The 18,877-nt window shown below is 56.8% G+C and carries 23 protein-coding genes; all 23 read left to right on the forward strand.

All coding sequences use genetic code 11. The features are described from left to right. The first annotated feature begins 3 nt into the window (after positions 1-3). Entirely contained in the window at positions 4-1,068 is a 1,065-nt protein-coding gene (locus VSQ30_RS15530) for a phage tail sheath subtilisin-like domain-containing protein (RefSeq protein WP_334465192.1), read from the forward strand. A gap of 14 nt (positions 1,069-1,082) precedes the next feature. Continuing rightward, a complete protein-coding gene (locus tag VSQ30_RS15535; protein WP_322176656.1) occupies positions 1,083-1,517 on the forward strand; it encodes a phage tail tube protein in 435 nt (144 codons plus the stop codon). Between the two features lie 17 nt (positions 1,518-1,534). Further along, positions 1,535-1,972: a hypothetical protein gene (locus VSQ30_RS15540; RefSeq protein WP_334465204.1), complete on the forward strand. Its 438-nt coding sequence runs from the start codon at positions 1,535-1,537 to the stop codon at positions 1,970-1,972. A gap of 170 nt (positions 1,973-2,142) precedes the next feature. Further along, entirely contained in the window at positions 2,143-4,575 is a 2,433-nt protein-coding gene (locus tag VSQ30_RS15545) for a phage tail protein (protein WP_334465205.1), read from the forward strand. A gap of 13 nt (positions 4,576-4,588) precedes the next feature. After that, on the forward strand, positions 4,589-5,236 hold the full coding sequence (locus tag VSQ30_RS15550; protein WP_334465208.1) for a LysM peptidoglycan-binding domain-containing protein: 648 nt from the start codon (positions 4,589-4,591) through the stop codon (positions 5,234-5,236). A gap of 15 nt (positions 5,237-5,251) precedes the next feature. Further along, positions 5,252-5,527 carry a hypothetical protein gene (locus tag VSQ30_RS15555; RefSeq protein WP_334465211.1) on the forward strand — a complete coding sequence of 92 codons (276 nt, stop codon included), beginning with the start codon at positions 5,252-5,254 and terminating at the stop codon, positions 5,525-5,527. Then, positions 5,524-6,537 carry an XkdQ/YqbQ family protein gene (locus VSQ30_RS15560; protein ID WP_334465213.1) on the forward strand — a complete coding sequence of 338 codons (1,014 nt, stop codon included), beginning with the start codon at positions 5,524-5,526 and terminating at the stop codon, positions 6,535-6,537. The genes VSQ30_RS15555 and VSQ30_RS15560 overlap by 4 nt, the downstream gene beginning before the upstream one ends. Positions 6,538-6,550: 13 nt before the next feature. Beyond that, a complete protein-coding gene (locus VSQ30_RS15565) occupies positions 6,551-6,799 on the forward strand; it encodes a hypothetical protein (protein WP_334465215.1) in 249 nt (82 codons plus the stop codon). After that, a complete protein-coding gene (locus VSQ30_RS15570; RefSeq protein ID WP_334465216.1) occupies positions 6,796-7,239 on the forward strand; it encodes a DUF2634 domain-containing protein in 444 nt (147 codons plus the stop codon). Before VSQ30_RS15565 ends, VSQ30_RS15570 begins: the two co-directional genes overlap by 4 nt. An 8-nt stretch (positions 7,240-7,247) precedes the next feature. Beyond that, entirely contained in the window at positions 7,248-8,345 is a 1,098-nt protein-coding gene (locus VSQ30_RS15575; RefSeq protein WP_334466059.1) for a baseplate J/gp47 family protein, read from the forward strand. Next, positions 8,329-9,474 carry a putative phage tail protein gene (locus tag VSQ30_RS15580; RefSeq protein ID WP_334465218.1) on the forward strand — a complete coding sequence of 382 codons (1,146 nt, stop codon included), beginning with the start codon at positions 8,329-8,331 and terminating at the stop codon, positions 9,472-9,474. Before VSQ30_RS15575 ends, VSQ30_RS15580 begins: the two co-directional genes overlap by 17 nt. Next, entirely contained in the window at positions 9,474-9,866 is a 393-nt protein-coding gene (locus VSQ30_RS15585) for a phage tail-collar fiber domain-containing protein (protein WP_334465220.1), read from the forward strand. Before VSQ30_RS15580 ends, VSQ30_RS15585 begins: the two co-directional genes overlap by 1 nt. 11 nt (positions 9,867-9,877) lie before the next feature. Beyond that, positions 9,878-11,869 (forward strand): DUF6273 domain-containing protein, encoded by a 1,992-nt coding sequence (locus tag VSQ30_RS15590; RefSeq protein ID WP_334465221.1) that lies wholly within the window; start codon positions 9,878-9,880, stop codon positions 11,867-11,869. Positions 11,870-12,059: 190 nt separating this feature from the next. Then, positions 12,060-12,524 (forward strand): hypothetical protein, encoded by a 465-nt coding sequence (locus VSQ30_RS15595; protein WP_334465224.1) that lies wholly within the window; start codon positions 12,060-12,062, stop codon positions 12,522-12,524. A 40-nt stretch (positions 12,525-12,564) separates the two neighbouring features. Continuing rightward, a complete protein-coding gene (locus VSQ30_RS20810; protein ID WP_502876294.1) occupies positions 12,565-12,687 on the forward strand; it encodes a DUF6273 domain-containing protein in 123 nt (40 codons plus the stop codon). Between the two features lie 245 nt (positions 12,688-12,932). Then, positions 12,933-14,114 carry a reverse transcriptase domain-containing protein gene (locus VSQ30_RS15600; RefSeq protein ID WP_334465227.1) on the forward strand — a complete coding sequence of 394 codons (1,182 nt, stop codon included), beginning with the start codon at positions 12,933-12,935 and terminating at the stop codon, positions 14,112-14,114. Further along, the gene (locus tag VSQ30_RS15605) at positions 14,075-14,695 is read left to right on the forward strand and encodes a carbohydrate-binding protein (RefSeq protein WP_334465230.1); all 621 of its coding nucleotides are present in this window, start codon (positions 14,075-14,077) and stop codon (positions 14,693-14,695) included. Before VSQ30_RS15600 ends, VSQ30_RS15605 begins: the two co-directional genes overlap by 40 nt. After that, on the forward strand, positions 14,685-15,098 hold the full coding sequence (locus VSQ30_RS15610; protein WP_334465233.1) for an isoaspartyl peptidase: 414 nt from the start codon (positions 14,685-14,687) through the stop codon (positions 15,096-15,098). Before VSQ30_RS15605 ends, VSQ30_RS15610 begins: the two co-directional genes overlap by 11 nt. Before the next feature lie 141 nt (positions 15,099-15,239). Then, positions 15,240-15,593 (forward strand): hypothetical protein, encoded by a 354-nt coding sequence (locus tag VSQ30_RS15615; protein WP_334465236.1) that lies wholly within the window; start codon positions 15,240-15,242, stop codon positions 15,591-15,593. Next, on the forward strand, positions 15,586-16,566 hold the full coding sequence (locus VSQ30_RS15620) for an N-acetylmuramoyl-L-alanine amidase (protein WP_334465239.1): 981 nt from the start codon (positions 15,586-15,588) through the stop codon (positions 16,564-16,566). Before VSQ30_RS15615 ends, VSQ30_RS15620 begins: the two co-directional genes overlap by 8 nt. 67 nt (positions 16,567-16,633) lie before the next feature. Then, positions 16,634-17,392: a DNA adenine methylase gene (locus VSQ30_RS15625; RefSeq protein WP_334465241.1), complete on the forward strand. Its 759-nt coding sequence runs from the start codon at positions 16,634-16,636 to the stop codon at positions 17,390-17,392. Between the two features lie 98 nt (positions 17,393-17,490). Further along, entirely contained in the window at positions 17,491-17,760 is a 270-nt protein-coding gene (locus VSQ30_RS15630; RefSeq protein ID WP_334465244.1) for a helix-turn-helix domain-containing protein, read from the forward strand. 267 nt (positions 17,761-18,027) lie between these two features. After that, positions 18,028-18,696: a YczE/YyaS/YitT family protein gene (locus VSQ30_RS15635; RefSeq protein ID WP_160642262.1), complete on the forward strand. Its 669-nt coding sequence runs from the start codon at positions 18,028-18,030 to the stop codon at positions 18,694-18,696. The last annotated feature ends 181 nt before the right edge of the window (positions 18,697-18,877 follow it).

The following is an 18,877-nucleotide window of genomic DNA, read 5'->3' on the forward strand; positions in this document are numbered from 1 at the left end:
GCAATGGGATTGCCTGAGATCAATATCATTTTCAAGACCAAGGGCCTGACCGCCATCCAGCGCAGCGAGCGCGGCATTGTGGCCGTTATCCTCAAGGATGATACCGAGGGCGGGCAGCCTGTAAGTATTTATAAAAGCATTTTGGACGTGGACTTTTCGCAGTTTACCCAGCGCAATTATGAATACCTCAAGCTGCTTTATGAGGGCGGCCCTTACAAGGTCATCGTGGTAAAGGTGCCCACCACCACGGAAAGCCTGTCCCCCTGGCTTAAGAAGCTGCGGGACTTGAAGTGGAACTATCTCACGGTGCCGGGTATCACCAATGATGAAAAGACCCTGATATCCGCCTGGATAAAGGAAGAACGGGAAAAAGACCACAAGACCTTTAAGGCCGTGCTGCCGGAGTGCGTGGCCGACCATGAGGGCATTATCAACCTGACCACGGGCAACATCAAGAGTACCCTGGGCGGGGAGGCTTTCTCCACGGCTGAATACTGCGCCCGGATAGCCGGGGTGCTGGCAGGGCTTTCCCTGGCCCGCAGCAGCACCTATTTTGTGCTTTCGGATATTGTGAGCGCGGATGTGCCGGACGACCCGGACGAACGGATCGACAAGGGGGAGCTGGTGATCGTCTTTGACAGCGAGAAATACAAGATAGGCCGGGGCGTGAACAGCCTGACCACCTTTACCGCCGAGCATGGCGAGGAGTTTTCCAAAATCAAGATTATGGAAGGGGTGGACTTGTACCAGGACGATATCCGCAGCACCTTTGAGGACGCCTATGTGGGCAAGGTCATCAACGACTACGACAACAAACAGGCTTTTGTGGCGGCCATCGTTGCCTACCAGAAATCCCTGGAGGGCAATGTGCTTGACCGCAGCTTTGACAATACCGCCGCCGTGGATATCGAGCAGCAGCGGCTGTATATTGAGGGCAAGGGCATCGACACCACCGACATGAGCGACATTGATATCGCCATGTACAACACCGGCTCCAAGGTGTTTATTTCCAGCAACGTCAAATTTGTGGACGCCATGGAAGATTTGAGCCTGGTGTGCAATATGTAGGAAAGGAGAAGCGCATGAGCAAAATCAGGGGAAATAAGACCCTTTCCGGCACCTGGGGCGAGGTGTGGGTGGACGGCGAGAAAATCTTTGAGCTGTCCAAGGTGGAACTGAAAATAACCGCCAACCGGGAGGACGTGCAGCTGGGCCTGGACGTGGACAGCAAAATGACCGGCCTCAAGGGTGAGCTGACCCTCACCACCAAAAAGGTGTATTCCCGGTATAACGCCGTATTTGAGAACTGGAAAAAGGGCATCGACCAGCGCAGCCAGATCATTACCAAGCTGGCAGACCCGGACGCCGTGGGCGGGCAGATCGAGCGCTATAGCTGCGATAATATCTGGTTTAACGAGCTGCCCCTTATCAGTATGGAAATGGGCGCAATTATCGAGCAGGAGGTAAGCGGCGGCTTTACCCCGTCCGACCTTGTGAACCTGGACAAGATTGCATAATTTAGGAGGTACTTACAGTGGCAGAAAATAAAAAGAGCCTTTTGGCTGAATTTTCCCGCAAGGCCATGCAGCGGCTGCAGGCCAAAAAGGTGCATAAAAAGCAGGTGCTCCATGTGCCGGGCCTGGATCAGGATATCACCATCCGCAGCCTGACTTACAACGAGATCGCGGAATGTAACGAAATTGATGACAGCGTAGACAAGGGGCGCAGCGACAAATACGGCGTTTACCTGGCTATGGTGGAGCCGGACTTAAAGGCCGCCGCCAAGGAAATCATGGAGGCCGAGGCCGACCTCCCCCCGGAGGAGCATACCCTGCATGAGCCTTTGGATATCGTAAACGCCTTTGAGATATTCGAGATAAACCAGATCGCGGCGGCAGTCATGAAGCTCAGCGGCGTGATCGGCGGCAAGGATAAGGATATTACGGCGGTAAAAGAGTTAAAAAACTCATAACCCAGGATGGCGAGGCGTACCTGCTGCACTACTATATACAAAAGGGCTGGGATGCGGAAAGGTTTTTGAGCCTAGACCGTGAATCCCGGCTCTTTTATGCTGCGTCCATGGAAAAGGCCCTGGAGGACAGGGCCGCCATGTTCCAGATTGACACAAAAGGGGGTGGCTGATTGGGCGTTATCAAGGGAGCTATCTCCATTAAGGACAATATGTCGGCCACCCTGCGCAGCATACGGCAGGAGCAGAGCGCTTTCCGGCAGGATGTGGCCAAGACCAAGCAGGAGCTGAAAGCCACCTGGGATAAAAAGCGCACGGCACGGCTGGACGCTACGGCGGCCCATAAAGCTATGGAGAGCCTAAAGCAAAAAGCCCAGCCGCTAAGAAAGAAAATCGTCATGGCAGCAGCCCTTAAGGACGCCGCCAGCGACAAAATACGGAATGTAAGCAATAAGGTCAAAGGGGTGGGCAAGCTGGTGGCCCGCCCCTTTGTGAAACTCAAGGACGGGGCCACCTCCCTGATTAAGGGCGTCACCAATAAGGTGAAGTCCGTGGGGAAGCTGGTGGCCCATGCCACGGTAAAGCTGAAAGACGGCGTTACCGCTGGCCTGCCCAAGATAAAGTCCGGCCTTGCGGCGGTGGGCAAAAACGTGGTGATCCCCGTAACCCTGGCAGCCGCGACCGTCACCATGGGGGCAATCAGCCAGGGGGCCAAGCTGGAGCAGAGCCTTGGGGGCGTGGATACGCTCTTTAAGGACAGCTCCGGCGTGGTCAAGGCAAACGCCGCCTCGGCGTTCAAAACGGCTGGCCTGTCTGCCAACGAGTACATGGAACAGGTCACCAGCTTTTCGGCGTCACTTATCAGCAGCCTGAGCGGGGATACCGCCAAGGCCGCCACGGTGGCCGACATGGCTATGGGCGATATGTCCGACAATGCCAACAAGTTCGGCACGGACATGGAGTCCATCCAGAACGCCTACCAGGGTTTTGCCAAGCAAAACTACACCATGCTGGACAACCTCAAGCTGGGGTATGGCGGCACCAAGGAAGAAATGCAGCGGCTGCTGCAGGACGCCCAGAAGCTTACTGGCACCGAGTACAATATCGACAACCTGTCGGACGTATACAACGCCATCCACGCCGTACAGAACCAGCTGGGGGTAACCGGCACCACGGCGAAAGAGGCAAGCGAGACTTTCAGCGGCTCTTTCTCAGCCATGAAAGCCGCTGCCCAGAACCTGCTGGGCAATATGGCCATAGGCGGGGACGTGACCGGCTCCATGCAGAGCCTGGTGGACACGGCCTCCACGTTCCTGTTTAACAACGCCATCCCCATGATAGGGCGTGTAATGTCCTCCTTGCCGGGGGCAATAAAGTCCGGCATCAAGTCCGCAGGCCCGAAAATCAAGGCTGCGGGCGGTGAAATTGTTAAAAGCCTAAAGGCCGGTATCAAGGGTATTTTACCCTCCAGCATGGGCGGGCTTGTCACCTCTGTCTTTGACGGCCTGCTGCCTAAAATCGGCCCGGCCTTTGGAAAGATAACCTCGGGGCTTGGCTCCATGCTGAAATCAGCCTCCCCCTACCTTGTTTCCTTTGGGGAGGCTGTCATAAGCGGCATAGGCGGGGCCATAGACTTTGCGGCTGCAGCCATGCCCACCCTGGTGAGCGCCTTTGACACGGTGCTTCCGGTCATAGCCAGCATAGCGGGCGGTTTCCAGTCCATCATGCCGTCTGTTATGAGCTTCGGCGGGGCGGTCATGGGGGCCATCCAGCAGGTGGGCACAGCGGTCATGCCGGTTATTGCCAGCATCATGGACACGGTGCAGGCGGTGATCCCCGCCGTGCTGCCGGTATTGGAGACAGTAGTCACACAAATAGGCTCCATTATAAGCGCGGCGGCCCCGGTCATAGGCGGGCTGGTGGAGGGCATCGGGCAAGTCATTTCTACCCTGGCCCCCGTATTCCAGACCATCTTTGACGGCATCGGCCAGAAAGTGGGCACGGTGCTGGAGTTTGTCGGCAGCAAAATGGGGTGGATACAGCAGATCATAGGGCAGGCAGCGCCGCTAATTTCCAGCGTGCTTTCCTCTGCGTGGTCTGTAATTTCCCCCATACTGGACATGGCGATCAGCGTGTTCCAGCTGCTTTTCAATGTCACACAAACCGTCTTTAACGGCATTTTGGGCGTGGTGCAAAACGTCTGGAACGCCATCCAGCCCATTATCTCCTCTGTGGCGGACGCCCTTTCCTGGGTATCCAGCAAGGTGAGCGGGCTGTTCGGCGGCATATTCGGCGGCGGTGGAGGCGGCGGCGTGGGCGCTAACGCCGAGGGCACCAACAACTGGCGGGGCGGCCCCACATGGGTGGGCGAAGAAGGCCCGGAGCTTGTAGACCTGCCCCGTGGCAGCCGGGTGCTGCCCAATAAGGAAAGCGTACAGGTGGCGAGGAACGCCGCCCAGCCCCAAAGGGGCGGCATAGTAGTGCACCTGACCATTGCCAAGCTTGCCGACCAGATCATTGTGCGGGAGGATGCGGACATCGACCGCATAGGCGAGGCGGTGGCCAAAAAGGTGATACTGGCCATAGAGAACCTTGTACCGGCATAGGAAGGAGGGCAGCATGAAAAACCGCATTATTGAATTAAGCTACAATAACCATGAGGAAATGTTCGAGCTGCCGCTGAACCCGGAGGAGTTTGAATTTACGGAACCCCACAACAACCAGCGCATTACCCTGCTGAATATCGGGGAGGCAAACCTCATGGGGCACCGGGGGCTTTTGACCGGCTCCTTTTCCAGCTTCTTCCCGGCCCGCTCCTCCCCCTTTGCCCGGTATGCGGACAGGGAGCCTATGGAATATATCAAGCTGCTGCAGAAATGGAAATCCAAGACCCAGCCCATCCGGGTGATTATCAGCGACTGCGACTTCAATCTGGCTATGACCATTGACAGCTTGAAATACAGCCACAAGGAGGGGGATAAGGACGTATATTACACCCTGGACTTGACGGAGTACCGCTTTCTAAACGTGCCCACGGTCAAACAGGAGACTGCCGCCCCTAAAAAGGAGAGCGGCCTAAAGGAGCGGCCCAATACCAAGCCCGCCCCTAAGACCTACACGGTGGTATCCGGGGACTGCCTCTGGAATATCGCCAAGAAATTCTATGGGGACGGCAGCCAGTACACTAAGATATACAACGCCAATAAGGGGGTGATCGGCAGCAACCCCAACCTGATACGGGTGGGGCAGGTTTTTACGATCCCGTAAGAAAGGAGGGGCGCTATGGGCTGCAGCACTTGTGGCACCTGTAAATGTGACCGCTGCGCACGGAATGTTGAGCTTTCCCTTGACCTTACCACGCCGGGGGAAATACAGGACGTGGCGCTGTTTTGTTACTTTTGTGATGAGTGCAGGCACTGGAGCGGCAACCCCCGCCAGAGCAGCCAATGGCGGCGCAGCTGCGCCGGTTTCCAAGAGGCCATAAAAAGCATAGAACGGCGGGCGCAGGCGGCCCGGTCAAAATTCAAGCTGATACCTGGAGGTGGTAAAGGGACGTGATCGACTGGTTTATAGGCGGGGCCACGAAATACAAAAAGCTGGTGGTCAATAACCGCGACATATCCCAACTGGTGGGGACGGTGACCTGGAGCGGGGACAGCAAGCAGGTGGCCCGGAAACTGGTGTTTACGGTGGCCTCCAGGGCAAGCGACCGCTTCCTGCCCAAGGTGCCCATCCGCGAGGGGGATCAGGTTGTTTTCTCTTACAAAGATAAAAGCGCCCCGGAAAAGGTGCTTTTCGGCGGGCCTGTCCTGGATATTGACAAGGCGGCCTCCGGGAACAGTATCACATACACAGCCTTAGACCTGCTGTTTTATATCAACGGCAGCGACATCAGCCATGTGTTTGACGATACCCCGGAGGCCATTACCGCCTGGGTATGCTCCCACCTGGGGGTGCCCTTTGGCTCGGCTGCCCCCACGGGCATCCGGGTGTATATGCCGTGCTTGGGCAAGAGGGCCTATGAGGCCATCATGGCGGCCTACACAGCCGCCAGCCGCCAGAACGGCAAAAAGTATATGCCCATGATGCGGGACATCAACAAGGTATGCGTCATAGAAAAGGGAACCTTGTGCGGGGCCGTCCTGGAGGGCGGCTACAACCTGACCGAGGCCAGCTACAAAACCAGCCTGCAGAATATGGTCAACCGGGTGGTGATCACCAATAAGGAGGGCACTGAGGTGGGCGCGGTGGAGGACGGGGACGCCCGGAAAAAATATGGCACCATCCAGCGGGTATACCAGCAGCAGGACGGCAAGGACGATACAACCGAGGCCAAGGCCCTGCTGCAGGCCATAGAGCAGTCCGGGGCGGTGACCGCCATGAGCGATGTGCGGGCCATATCCGGCTATGCCATCATCGTGCAGGAGCCTGTCACCGGGCTTTACGGCAAATTCTACATTGAAAGCGATACCCACACCTTTTCGGACGGCAAGGACGAAATGCAGCTGACCCTGGCTTTCTCCAACATGATGGACGAAAAGGAAATAGACAAAGAGACCAACACATAAGGAGGGCAGTACCATGGCAGAGCATTGGGCGGCGGCAATGGCCAGCGCCATGCAGGGCCTTGCGGGCGGGAACGGCAGCGGCCAGGGGCTGCTGTTTGCCCGGATAAACAACGCCAGCCCCCTGGTTATCCAGGTAAACGGGCAGGCCATTTCCCGGCACCTGTATCGAAATTACGGCTATATCCCCCAGGCCGGGGATCAGGTGCTGGCCCTGCGGCAGGGGGACGCCTTTTATATCTTGATGAAGGTGGTGCCCGCATGAGCGTTTTCCCTTTTATCGACCCGGACGCCCTGCAGCAGGAGGAAAGCACAGAGCTGCCCCTCTTCCGGGAGTATGCTTATGATTTTGAAAACAACCGCCTGCTGCTGAAAAACGGGCAGACCTACCTGGTAGAGGGCAACGAGGCGCTGCGGATATGGATATTTAAGGCCCTCTCTACCGAGCGTTTCCGCTATACGGCCTATGACTCCGACTTTGGCAGCGAGATTGATACCCTGATAGGCAGCCCCCTCCATGGGGATATCGCAAAGTCAGAGCTAAAGCGCTTTATTGTGGAGGCTTTGATGGTAAACCCATACATAGAGGAGCTGGGCAATTTCCGGATCAGCCAGACCGGCAGTGGGGTGAGGGCTGAGTTTGACTGCACAACTATCTACGGGCCGGACAAAATCTCAGGTGAACTTAAGGGGGTGAAACTGTAGTGAGTGAGATGAGTTTCAGCGCCAGCGCGGTGCTGCAGCGTATGCGGGAAAGCCTTAAGAATGACGCCAACCGCATGGAGGGCGGCTTCTGCATGGACAACCTGCAGGCGGTGGCAGAGGAAATATCCCGCTTGGATACCATGGAGGTCATGCCCATCCCGGACAGGGTGCTGCTGGACACAGCCGAGGGGGAGTTTTTAGACCGCAAGGCTCTGGACTATAACGAAACCAGGAACCCGGCCACGGCAGCCACGGGCACCTTGCTTTTCACCGGGGACGTGGGCGCGGCTATCCCCCAGGGCACCGGGGCGCTATACGGCGCTCTGGTGTTTGAGACAACGGCCCCGGCGCGGATCGGCATGGACGGCACCTGCCAGGTGGGGGCCGTCTGCCAGACCACCGGGCCAGCGGGCAACGTCCCGGCAGGGGCCATAACATCCCTGCAGGCATCGGTGGACGGGGTGAAATCCGTCCAGAACCCCCAGCCCTTTGGGGGCGGCACCGGGGCCGAAAGCGACGATTCTTTCCGGCAGCGCATTTTTGACAAGATACGGCGGCCCATTACCAGCGGCAACCGTAACCACTTTATCTATTGGGCCAAGCAGGTGTCCGGCGTGGGCGGGGCCAAGTGCCTGGGCGCGGAAGTCTGCGGGGCGGGCAAGGTCAAAGTGATCGTTTTGTCCGACCAATACAAAGCCCCGGACAGCGTGGTGCTGGAAAACGTGAAAGCCCATATCGAGGAAGAACGGCAGATCGGCGCGGACGTGACGGTGGCGGGGGCAGCCCCCAAAGCCGCCCATATCGTGGTGGAGGTGCAGGCGGCCCCCGGCTACAACATAGCCGACATACGCCAGAACGCCATAGCGGTGCTGCAGGCGTATGTGGACAGCGTAAACCGGGAAGACTTTGACCAGGCCCCGGCCCGGGGCGATGAGGGGCGGGAAAGCACCATAAGCTACTACCGCATAGGCGACCTTATTTTTGGCGTGGAGGGCGTGGCCGATATCGTAAGCTATACCCTAAACGGTGGCCTTACCTCCCTTTCCTGCGGGTATGGGGAATACTTCACCCTGGAGGAGGTGGACATCCATGCCCCTGACGGATGATTTCATGCTGCCCCGCCGGGTGCGCACAATGGAGCAGATGACTGACCTATTGCAGGCAGAGGAGGCGGAAATAAACCAGGCCCAGCGAACCATAGACGCTATGTCGGCCCAGCTGGCGGTGGGCACCAGCACTTTCCTCCTGCCCCGGCATGAGCGCATATTCGGCCTGCCGGTCGATACCGGGGAGGGCCTGGAGGTGCGCCGCGCCAGGGTGCTGGCCCGCCTTAACACACGGGGCGTCACCACGGTGCAGGCCATACGGGAGCTGGTGCAGATCATAACGGGCCGGGAGGGGGAAGTCACCGAGCATTTTGCGGACTATGCCTTTTCCGTGACCGTCCGCCTGCTTTTCCCGGACGCCACCAAAGACCTGGGGGAGCTTATCCGGCAGATAGACGGAATAAAGCCCGCCCACCTGGTTTTTGACACCATCGGGGCGGTGGAGCCGGTGGTGCTGGAAAACAAAAACCGGCTGCTGTTCGTAAGCCAGGGGCTGCGGCTGCGGGTGAGCAACCTGGGGGAAAGCGCCATCTATCTGGACGGGCGCAGGAACCTGGACGGCACCTGGCAGCTCACCCAAAGGTTTACACGGGGCGCGGCCTTTTCCCGGCTCCTGCTTTCCATGGGGGCCAGCAACCGGGGCGGCTGGGGGCAGGCCCTTGCCTGGGCTGTCCGGGCCATAGCTCATATGCGGAATACGGTGGGCTTTGCCAGTATGCAGGTGTGCCGCTACGGCGCAAACAACCTGGGGCTGGAGGAAACCCTCCTGAACGGCAAGCGCCCGCTGGACGGCGGCTGGTATCTTGCGGCCTCCTTCAGCAAGGGGGTGGGCCTGTCCCGTTTCCTTTTGGGCTATAAGGCCACGAACGGGCAGGACGCGCACGGGGGCATACACTTACGGGCACGGGCACACAGCCCCTGTAAAGGGGCTGTAAAGGCCGTTTATGGGGCCATGGGGAAGAATGTACAGACAGCACGGCAGCAGGGCTTTACAACCGCCTGCGGGGCCGTAAACGCCCAAAGGGCGGCAGGCTCCGTCACCTCCCGGATAGACCGGGGGCTGGACGGGGCTTTTTACCTGGACGGCGTAAAGAAACTGAACGCCGGGACAATAAGGAGTGAATTATAATGGCAAGCAGCAGCACAAGCGTTATCACCAGGGCAAGGCGCATAAACCTTGCGAAGATCACCAGGGGGGCCGTTGAGACCATCCCGAAAATTACCCATATAGCCTTTGGGGACGGTGGCGTGGGCGAGGACGGCCAGCCCCTGCAGCCCAACGAGCTGCAGACGGAATTAAACAACGAGATCGGGCGGTATGAGATCGCCAGCGTGGAGAACCCCGTGGAGACCACCAACCGCTACACGGTCACCATCCCGGAAAGCGACTTAAACGGGAAGAACATCAACGAGATGGCGCTGGTGGACGCAGAGGGCCAGCTGGCGGCGGTGAAAACATTCCTCAATAAGGGCAAGGATGAGGATGTGAAATTTACCTTTGAGTTTGACGATGAATTTTAAGGGAGGGCGCAATGGCAGAGGAATATTACAAGATACCGAAAGACCCGCAGTACAGGGCCGCCGCAATCCGTAAGCTGCAGGACAGCGACCCGGCCAGCGCCACCCTGATTTTTAACCCCCTGATAGAGGCAATGCTGGAAAGCCTGGCCCATGTGCAGGTACATAAGGCGGCACTGGGGGAGGACGGCAAGGTGGACGCCAGCCAGCTGCCGGAAATGGACGCCTCCAATTTTACCTATGACGGCCAGCCGTTGGATGAATTTCTGGATGAGGTAAAGGAGTCCGTTTCCGTTGACCGTGGCATCCCCCGGACGCCATACCAGTTTGGGAGCCTTACCTATAACGGGGAAGTGCAGAAACCCGTCTGGAATGGCTTTGACCCTGCGGCCATGCTGATAAGCGGGATACAGGAGGCCACGGATGCAGGCACCTATGAGGTCATATTCTCCCCCAAGCAGGGCTACTATTGGACGGATAACGGCGGCAACGAGAGCCGGAGCAGCTTCTGGACAATAGGCCGTATCGTGGTAGAGGTGCCCAGCCAAAGCAATGCGCCGGTTTACAATGGGGAAAGCCAGTCCCCCACATGGGAGGGCTACCAGCCGGATATTATGACCCTGGCCGGGGACACCAGCGGCACCGGGGCCGGGGAGTATACGGCAAATTTCATCCTGGACAACAATTACCAATGGCCGGACGGCACGGTGGGCAGCCGTGAGGTGGCATGGGGCATAGAGCGGGCCACGATAGCCGCTGTGCCCAGCCAGAGCGGCAGCCTTACCTATACCGGGGAAGAACAGTCCCCGGCCTTTGAGGGCTACAACGCCGCGCAGATGGCCATTGCAGGGGCGCAGGCAGGCACCAATGCTGGCACCTATACGGTGCAGTTTACCCCGGACGCAAACCATAAATGGCCGGACGGCACCACGGGGGCCAAGGAGGTAAGCTGGGCAATAGCCCCGGCAGCTGGCAGCATAACCCTGGATAAAAACAGCCTGGAGCTGCGGGCGTCCCTCATGTCGGGGGTTATCACGGTAACAAGGCCGGGTGACGGGGCAATTACTGCCAGCTCCGGCAATACCAGCATAGCCACGGTAAGTGTGGACGGGAACGAGGTCACGGTGACGGCAAAGGCCAAAGGCTCGGTCAATATCACCATAGCGGTGGGGGCAGGCACGAACCACACGGCCCCGGCCAGCCAGACCGTAAGCGTAACGGTCACCCTGCCCACCACGGTGCTGAACGACAACAGCTGGGCCACCATCCAGGACGTGGCGGCCTCGGGTAACGCCGCCAACTATTGGAGCGTGGGTGATACTAAAAGTATTACCATAAACGGCAAAGTGGGGAATTTCACCTTTGCGAATTTAGCCGTCCAGACCTATATTATAGGGTTTGACCACAACAGCGCCAGGGAGGGCACAAAGTCCATCCATTTCCTTATAGGGAAGATAGACGGCAAAGAGGTGGCGCTGTGTGACGGTCAGTATAATAGCGGCCAAAGCAACAATGGCTATTTCAACATGAACCCGAACAACAGCAACAGCGGTGGCTGGGACGGCAGCTATATGAATAAGACGCTCCTTAACGGTGCCAGCAATAGCCTGCTGAAAGCGCTGCCCAGCGACCTGCAGGCGGCGATCCAGCCCACCACCAAGTACACAGACAACACAGGCGGCGGCTCAAACACGGCCTCTTATGTAACGGGCAAAGCTTGTCTGCTGTTCCTGTTGGCAGAGTTTGAGGTATTCGGTGCAAGGAGCTATGCAAATAGCGCGGAGCAAAACTACCAGCAGCAGTATGATTATTTTAAGGCAGGAAACCCAAAGATTGCTAATCGACATACCGCAGTTACAACTGCGGTGTGGTGGTTCCTGCGCTCCCCTTATTACACCGACGCTAATTCCTTCTGCATTGTCCACAACGATGGCGATCCCACCGGCAATGGCGCTAACGCCTCGGGTGGAGTTCGCGCCGGCTTCCGCATATCGGCGGCAGCCTAATCGGCCCCTATATCCAGGGGTGCGAAAGCACCCCGTCCCCAGGACAGCAAGCCCAGCGGGAGCAGGCCCTTAAGACCTTCCCCCATACCGCCGTAAGGCGGTCGCGCAAAATTGCAAAAATTGGCCCTTTCCCCCTTTGGCGGAATATGGTATAATTGGCAGCGGAATAGCGAAAAGAGGTGATTCTTTTATGTCGGTCTTAAAGGACAAGCGCACGGTCAGTAAAGCGGATTTTATCAATGTGGCCCATCAAATATTTGTGGAAACCATGGCTTTCCTGACCCGGCTCTCGGCCCGGTACTCCCGCCTGCTGGCAGAACCAACGGCAAAGCTGGCCGGGGAGGTGCTGGATGAAGCCGAAAAGGCAAACAGCATATACCCCTCGGACGAACAGCGCATAAGGCTGCGCAAAGCCCATTTACTGGAGGCGCGGGCCTCGCTTATGGCCCTGGATGTGCGGCTGGCCCTGTGTTATGAGGTCATCATGCAGAACCCGCAAGGGGCCTTTACCAACTCGGCGGGGCAAAACGTGCCGCCAGGTAAAGCAGAGGATAAGCTTGAAAAAATGTCGCAAAGCCTGGGGGGATTGATAGACCGGGAAAACGACCTGATAAAAGGTGCGCTGGAATCCCTGGGCCGAAAAAAGAAAGCCTGACCTGTTCTTTGGGTGTATCTCTGAAAACTCGCTGTCTGCGGTGTGGTGGTTCCTGCGCTCCCCTTATTACAACAACAATAATAACTTCTGCATTGTCAACAACGATGGCAATCCCAACAACAATAACGCTAACAACTCGGGTGGAGTTCGCGCCGGATTCTGAAACGCATAGGTCAAATGGAGTAAGCAGCAGGTAATGCTTTGCATTAACTGCACAGCTGAAAGACGACCTTTTCGGAAGGAGAGATACTTCCCGTTACCTTTGAGTGACGAAACTGCCCCCTGATACCCCTGCACGGACGCTGCTTGCATGGTGGGAAACGGGTGCTTTTCCCATTTCATGTGCCGGGGTTATGTAGTTACTTTTTGGCACCAAGGCCCCAAACACTATACGGAGGGCGAATTATTATGACCAGTGAGGAGCGCCGGGAGGCGCGTTACCAGCGCCGCCGGGAAAAACGGGCGGCAAACAGGCAAAAGCGGTGTGAGGGGCTTGGCCCCATCGGGAAAGTATTCTCATACCGGGAAATGTTCAAGTACGGCAGGAAGTGCTGCAACGGGGTGCGCTGGAAACAGTCTGTGCAAAACTTTGAAATGCACCTGTTTTCCGGCACAGCCAAGCGCCGCAGGCTGGTGCTGGAGCAGGCATGGAAGCCTATGAAATGCTCCCACTTTACCTTGCGGGAAAGGGGCAAGATACGGCCCATAGACGCGCCCCATGTGTCGGACAGGCAGGTGCATAAGACCCTTTGCAATAATGTGCTGGTGCCCCTGTACAGCCCCAGCGTGATACGGCACAACGGGGCCAGCCAAAAGGGCCGGGGCCTGCATTGGCAGTTTGGCCAGGTCAAAGAGCACCTGCGCTGGCATTACCGGCGCTATGGCAGGCAGGGCGGGGTGCTGCTTATGGATTTAAAGCAGTTTTTCCCCAGCGCCCCCCACAAGACCATATACCAGCGCCACCAACGGCTGATACCAGACCCGCATTTAAGATGGCTTGCGGATACCATCATAGCCCACTCCCCGTGCCCCACGCCGGGCCGGGGTATGCCCTTGGGGGTGGAACCCAGCCAGCAGGAAATGGTGGCCCTGCCCAGCGCCGTGGACAACTGGCTCAAGTGCCAGAAGGGCATAAAGTGCATGGGACATTATATGGATGATTACTATGTGATCTTGCCCGACATAGCAGAGCTTAAACAGCTGGCCCATGAGATGGTGCGGAAGTTCGCGGCCATCGGGGTGCCGGTAAACCAGCGCAAGTGCAAAATTATCCCCCTGACAAAGCCCTTCAAATTCTGCAAGGCCAAGTTTCGCCTGCAGGAAACCGGGAAAGTCATTGTAAACGGCTGCCGGGACGGCATGAAGCGGGCACGGCGCAAATTGAAGTATTTCAAGCGTGAGGTGGAGGCTGGCAGGCGGGCCGTTGAAGATGTAAAGCAATTCATGACCTGCCAGCTTGCCTACTACAAAAACTATAACGACCATGGGCGGGTGCTGCGGCTCTCACGGCTGTGCTTTGCCCTGTTCGGTGACATAATGGGAGGTAAACCGTGTATAGAATTACCAAAGACGGGGCCAGCCTCGGCATGACCGAGGCCCCCACCTATATTAAGCAGGCACCCAATGGGTGCCTTGTTTTGTGCCCGGAAAATGAGGCCATGGGCATTGCCTATGAGGGCAAGGTATACGGCCTGCTGGGCCGGGAGGGGGTGCCGGACGCCCCCACCATCATGCTGGAGCAGGTGGACGGCGGCAGGGAAATCCGCAAAGCCAGCGAAACCAGCGGGCTTATGTTCGTAACACTGGCAGAGGGCGGGCAGATCGACCACGCGACCGCTGCCGAGCACACCGAGCTTTTTGCCCCCTGGGCCTGCCCGGTAAACTATGCCGCCGGGCAGATACGCCAGCACGGCGGCAGGCTATATAAATGCCTGCAGGGCCATACCTCGCAAGAGGGCTGGCAGCCGGACGCAGCCCCCAGCCTTTGGGTGCAGATTGCCGACCCCGCAGAGGAGTGGCCCGCCTGGAGCCAGCCCATAGGGGCGCAGGACGCATACCCCCTGGGGGCCAGGGTAAGCCACGAAGAAAAGCGCTGGCTCTCCACGGCGGACAATAACGTGTGGGAGCCGGGGGTATATGGCTGGGAGGAGGCCCAGGAAGATGGCGTATAAAAGATACATAGTCCGCCGCCGTGCCCGTTTCCAGGGCTTGGGCGGCCCGGTTAATTTGCCCTACGGCACAGCTTTGGAGTGCCGGGAGGGCTTTCTCTTTTGGAAAAACAAAAAACTATGTGCCGCTACCAGCCAAAGAGTGAAAGACTACTTTGTCCAGGACGATGACGGGCTGGGCAAGATACGGGGTGACCTTGTGACCCTCATACTGGCCCGCCTGGGGCCGCAGGAGGCCCGCAAAGGCAAGGCGGCGGGGCGGTGGGAAAAGATATGGGCAGACCCGCTTTGTAAGCGTTATAAGCACCCAAAACACGAGGAGCAATGGCTCTGGAACGAGGATTTTTATAATGCGCCTGTGGATGATCTGCGGCACATAGCAAGGCTGGCAGGCTTGAAAATTTAGAGAGGAAAAGCTGGGGGTGATTATCCTCCAGCCTTTTTTCATATGCGCTAAAAAGGGGGGCGGTCAAAATGGGCAGTTTTTGGCCCTTGTAAAGGGCCTGTAAACGGTGCAAAAAATACATTTACAAAGGAGAGATTTTTCATGCTGGAAACTTCTAAGGCCGTGGCCATTATGCTGGTGTTTGCTATCCTGGTGCAGTTTTTGGTGGACAGGGTAAAGGGCATCGTGGGAGAGAAAGTTATGGGGTATGTCAAGGCACCGGTATGGGCCGCCCTGCTGGGCGTCCTGTTCGCGTTCCTCTTCCGGCTGGACGTGTTCGCCATGTTCGGCTACACGGCCCAGCTGCCCGCCGTGGCCTATGTCATGACCGGCCTTATCCTGTCCGCAGGCGCTGCGCCCATCCATGAGCTGATTGAAAAGGTGCGGGCCTCCAGGGACACTATTTTACTGCCCGGCGAGATTTTTGAGCCGGAGAAAGGGGTGCGGGATGAGTAACAGCCCTTTATGCTGTATGCGGCAGATAAGCCCCAACCGCAACAGCCCCCGGAACCACGAGTTTGACACCCTTACCCCCCATTGTGCAGTGGGCCAGATGAGCATCCAGGCTCTATGCAATGAATTCAGCCGCCCATCTAAAGGTGCAAGCTGCAACTATGGTATCGGTTATGACGGCAGCAGGGGCACTGTCGTGGATGAGGCCGACCGTTCCTGGTGTTCCAGCAGCGCGGCAAATGACAACAGGGCCATTACCATCGAGTGTGCAAGCGATGCTTTTTGGCCCTATGCCATCAACGCCAATGTTTGGAAATCCCTGGTGGAGCTGTGCGCGGACACCTGCAAGCGTAACGGTAAAACAAAAGTGTTATGGCTGGGAAGCAAGGAGGCAACATTAGCCTATTCTCACAAGCCCGGGGAGGTGGTGCTTTCTGCCCATCGATGGTTTGATAACAAGTCCTGCCCGGGTGATTACCTCTATAGCCGGTATGGGCAGCTGGCAAAAGAGATCAATCAGAAATTGAGCGGCGCTCCCGCTGGCCCTTTTAAGGCATACCAGGGGCAGGTCAACGCCGATGACGGCCTTAACTGCCGCACGGCCCCGGTAAATGGCCAGGTGCTTAAGGTCTACACAGACGGCACGGTGGTTACTATCACCAAAGAGGACGGCTGCTGGGGCTATACCGGCGAGGGCTGGGTGTGCCTGGACTACATTAACAAAATCGCCTCGGCTAAAGACCCGGCGGCAAAGGAGGAAAGCATCATGGACGGCAAGCAGTTCAAAAAAATGTATGACGATATCAACCCCACATACAACACCCTGGATGAGGTGCCCGGCTACTGGCGGGACGATATCCGGGAGCTGGTGGAGAAAGGCATTATCAGCGGCGTGGGCGGAGGCAAGCTGGGCCTGACTCATAGCGAGTGCAAGGCCGCCGTGCTTGCCAAACGGATCGCGGAAAAGCTGAAATAGCCTGCTGCCCTTTGGTAGTCCGCCCGAGGATTCTGCCCCTTAATTTTTATGAAGGGATGGACTATCTATGGACAGCTTTATGGGCTGGATCGGCGGCAAGCGTATGCTGCGCAAAGCCATTTTGGAGCGTTTCCCCACGGATAAGGTGGAGCGCTATATTGAAGTATTCGGCGGTGCGGCCTGGGTGCTTTTCGCCAAAGAAAAGCAGGCGGGCCAGCTGGAGGTCTATAACGATATCAACGGCAATCTGGTGAACCTGTTCCGCTGTGTAAAGTACCACTGCGGGGAGCTGCAGCGGGAATTTGACTGGCTGCTTTCCTCCAGGGAGCAGTTTTTTGATTATGTGGCCCAGGCAAATATGCGGGGACTTACGGATATCCAGCGGGCCGCACGGTTCCTGTACCGGGTAAAAATCAGCTTTGGAAAGGCTGGCGAGGACTATGCAACGGACAGCAAGAATGTGTCTAACATTATTCCCCGCCTGGCCCAAGCCTACAAGCGCCTGCAGGGGGTAAACATAGAACGCAAAGACTTTGCCGACCTTATCCAGGTGTATGACCGCAAGGCTGCGCTGTTCTATCTTGACCCGCCGTGTGTAGGCGCAGAGGCATACTATGACGGCACCTTTACCCCGGATGACCATCAGCGCTTACAGGCCGCTCTGGAGCCTATTAAGGGCCGTTTTATCCTCTCTTACAATGACTGCCCCGAGGTGCGGGAATTGTACAAAGGTTATACTATCGAGAGGATAGAGCGCAGGGAAAACCTGTCCAGCAGTGGGAACAACAAAAAGCGGTATGCCGAGGTAATTATCCGCAATTTCTGACGGATATTGTAAGATTATTACGCTTTTCGTCAGAACCTTACAAAGTACGGACAAATAATACTTATTCTGGTAAAATGCCTATAAAAGGGGCATAAGCGATGATAAAAAATCATCTATCCAGAATCCTCGGCGAACGCCGGTGGACACAGGCCAAACTGTCCAGGGAAACAGGTATACGGCCCGGTACAATCAATGACCTTTACCAAGGTCTGGCCGAGCGTGTGAGTTTTGAACACCTGGACAAAATCTGCGAGGCTTTAGGCTGCGACCTGTCGGAGCTGCTGGAATACATACCAAACCAGCAGCCCAGGACAGGGGAAAACCTCATCCTTGAGGAGCATGGAAACCGCAGGAAAAAGACAAGCTGATTTGAAGAAAAGAAAGGGCGCTTAAAAGGTTTTTCTTAACCTCTTAAACGCCCTTTCTTTTTTGCAGATTATTTGAAATTTTTTTGCGGCTTTTTTGCAAAGCTACATTGGCCCCGTGAGGATTCTGTAGAAAAAAAGCGGGGCCGGGAAATGGATTTCAGTGAAAACGTGGAAATTCTTCTGGCGGGGGAAAAACCAGCGGCAGGGGGATTGCGCTTTTCCTGATATTTGTGTAGACTGTACCTGACAAAAAAAGGAGGCAGTGAGATGGGGAAGCGGATAAAATATACAGGCCGGTATGCCGGGCAGCGGCTGCCCAGGCGCATCACCGCCATGCTGGCAGCGGTTATCATTATGGGTATAGGGGTATCCTTATATGTACTGGGGGGCATGGGCGCGGATCCCTTTTCCACCCTGAACCTGGGCGTCTCCTCCAAGCTGGGGCTGACCTTTGGCACATGGCAGATTATCTTTAACGGCATCCTGCTGGCAGCCATATTTTTTATTGACCGTTCCATGCTGGGGCTGGGCACCCTGGGCAACATGTTCCTCATCGGCATCACAGCAGACATCTGCAACTCCCTGCTGGCGGACATAGCCCCGCCCACAGAGGAACTGGGCATACCCCTGCGGGTGGCCCTCACCCTCCTGGGCGTGGTGTGCCAGATTTTAGGCTGTTCCTTTTACGTAACCGCCAACCTGGGCATGGCCCCTTATGACTGCGTGTCCTTTATCGTCCCCAACAGGACGAAAATCCCGTTCCGCTGGTGGCGCATTATCAGCGACTTTACCTGTGTGGCCATCGGTTTCCTCTGCGGGGCCACTGTGGGATTGGGCACCTTGATTATGGCCTTTGGCACAGGCCCCCTGCTGCCCCTTTGCAACAAATATATTGCCGCTCCGGCTTTAAAAATTGCGGACATCCCCAAAGGATAAGGCGGGAACCAAAAAGCCCCCCAGGCTCTCAAGGGAGCCTGGGGGGCTAGGCAAAATACCTAAGAAAGCTTTTTACAGTTTTCTTAGGTATTTTTATTTGAGAACCTGTATTCCACAACCTGTAACCACCATCTGAGCGGCCTTTTTTGAAGCCATTCTGTGTTAAATTTTTTTGCCACGC

The organism is Acutalibacter sp. JLR.KK004 (assembly GCF_036941085.1).
Taxonomy (GTDB): Bacteria; Bacillota; Clostridia; order Oscillospirales; family Acutalibacteraceae; genus Acutalibacter.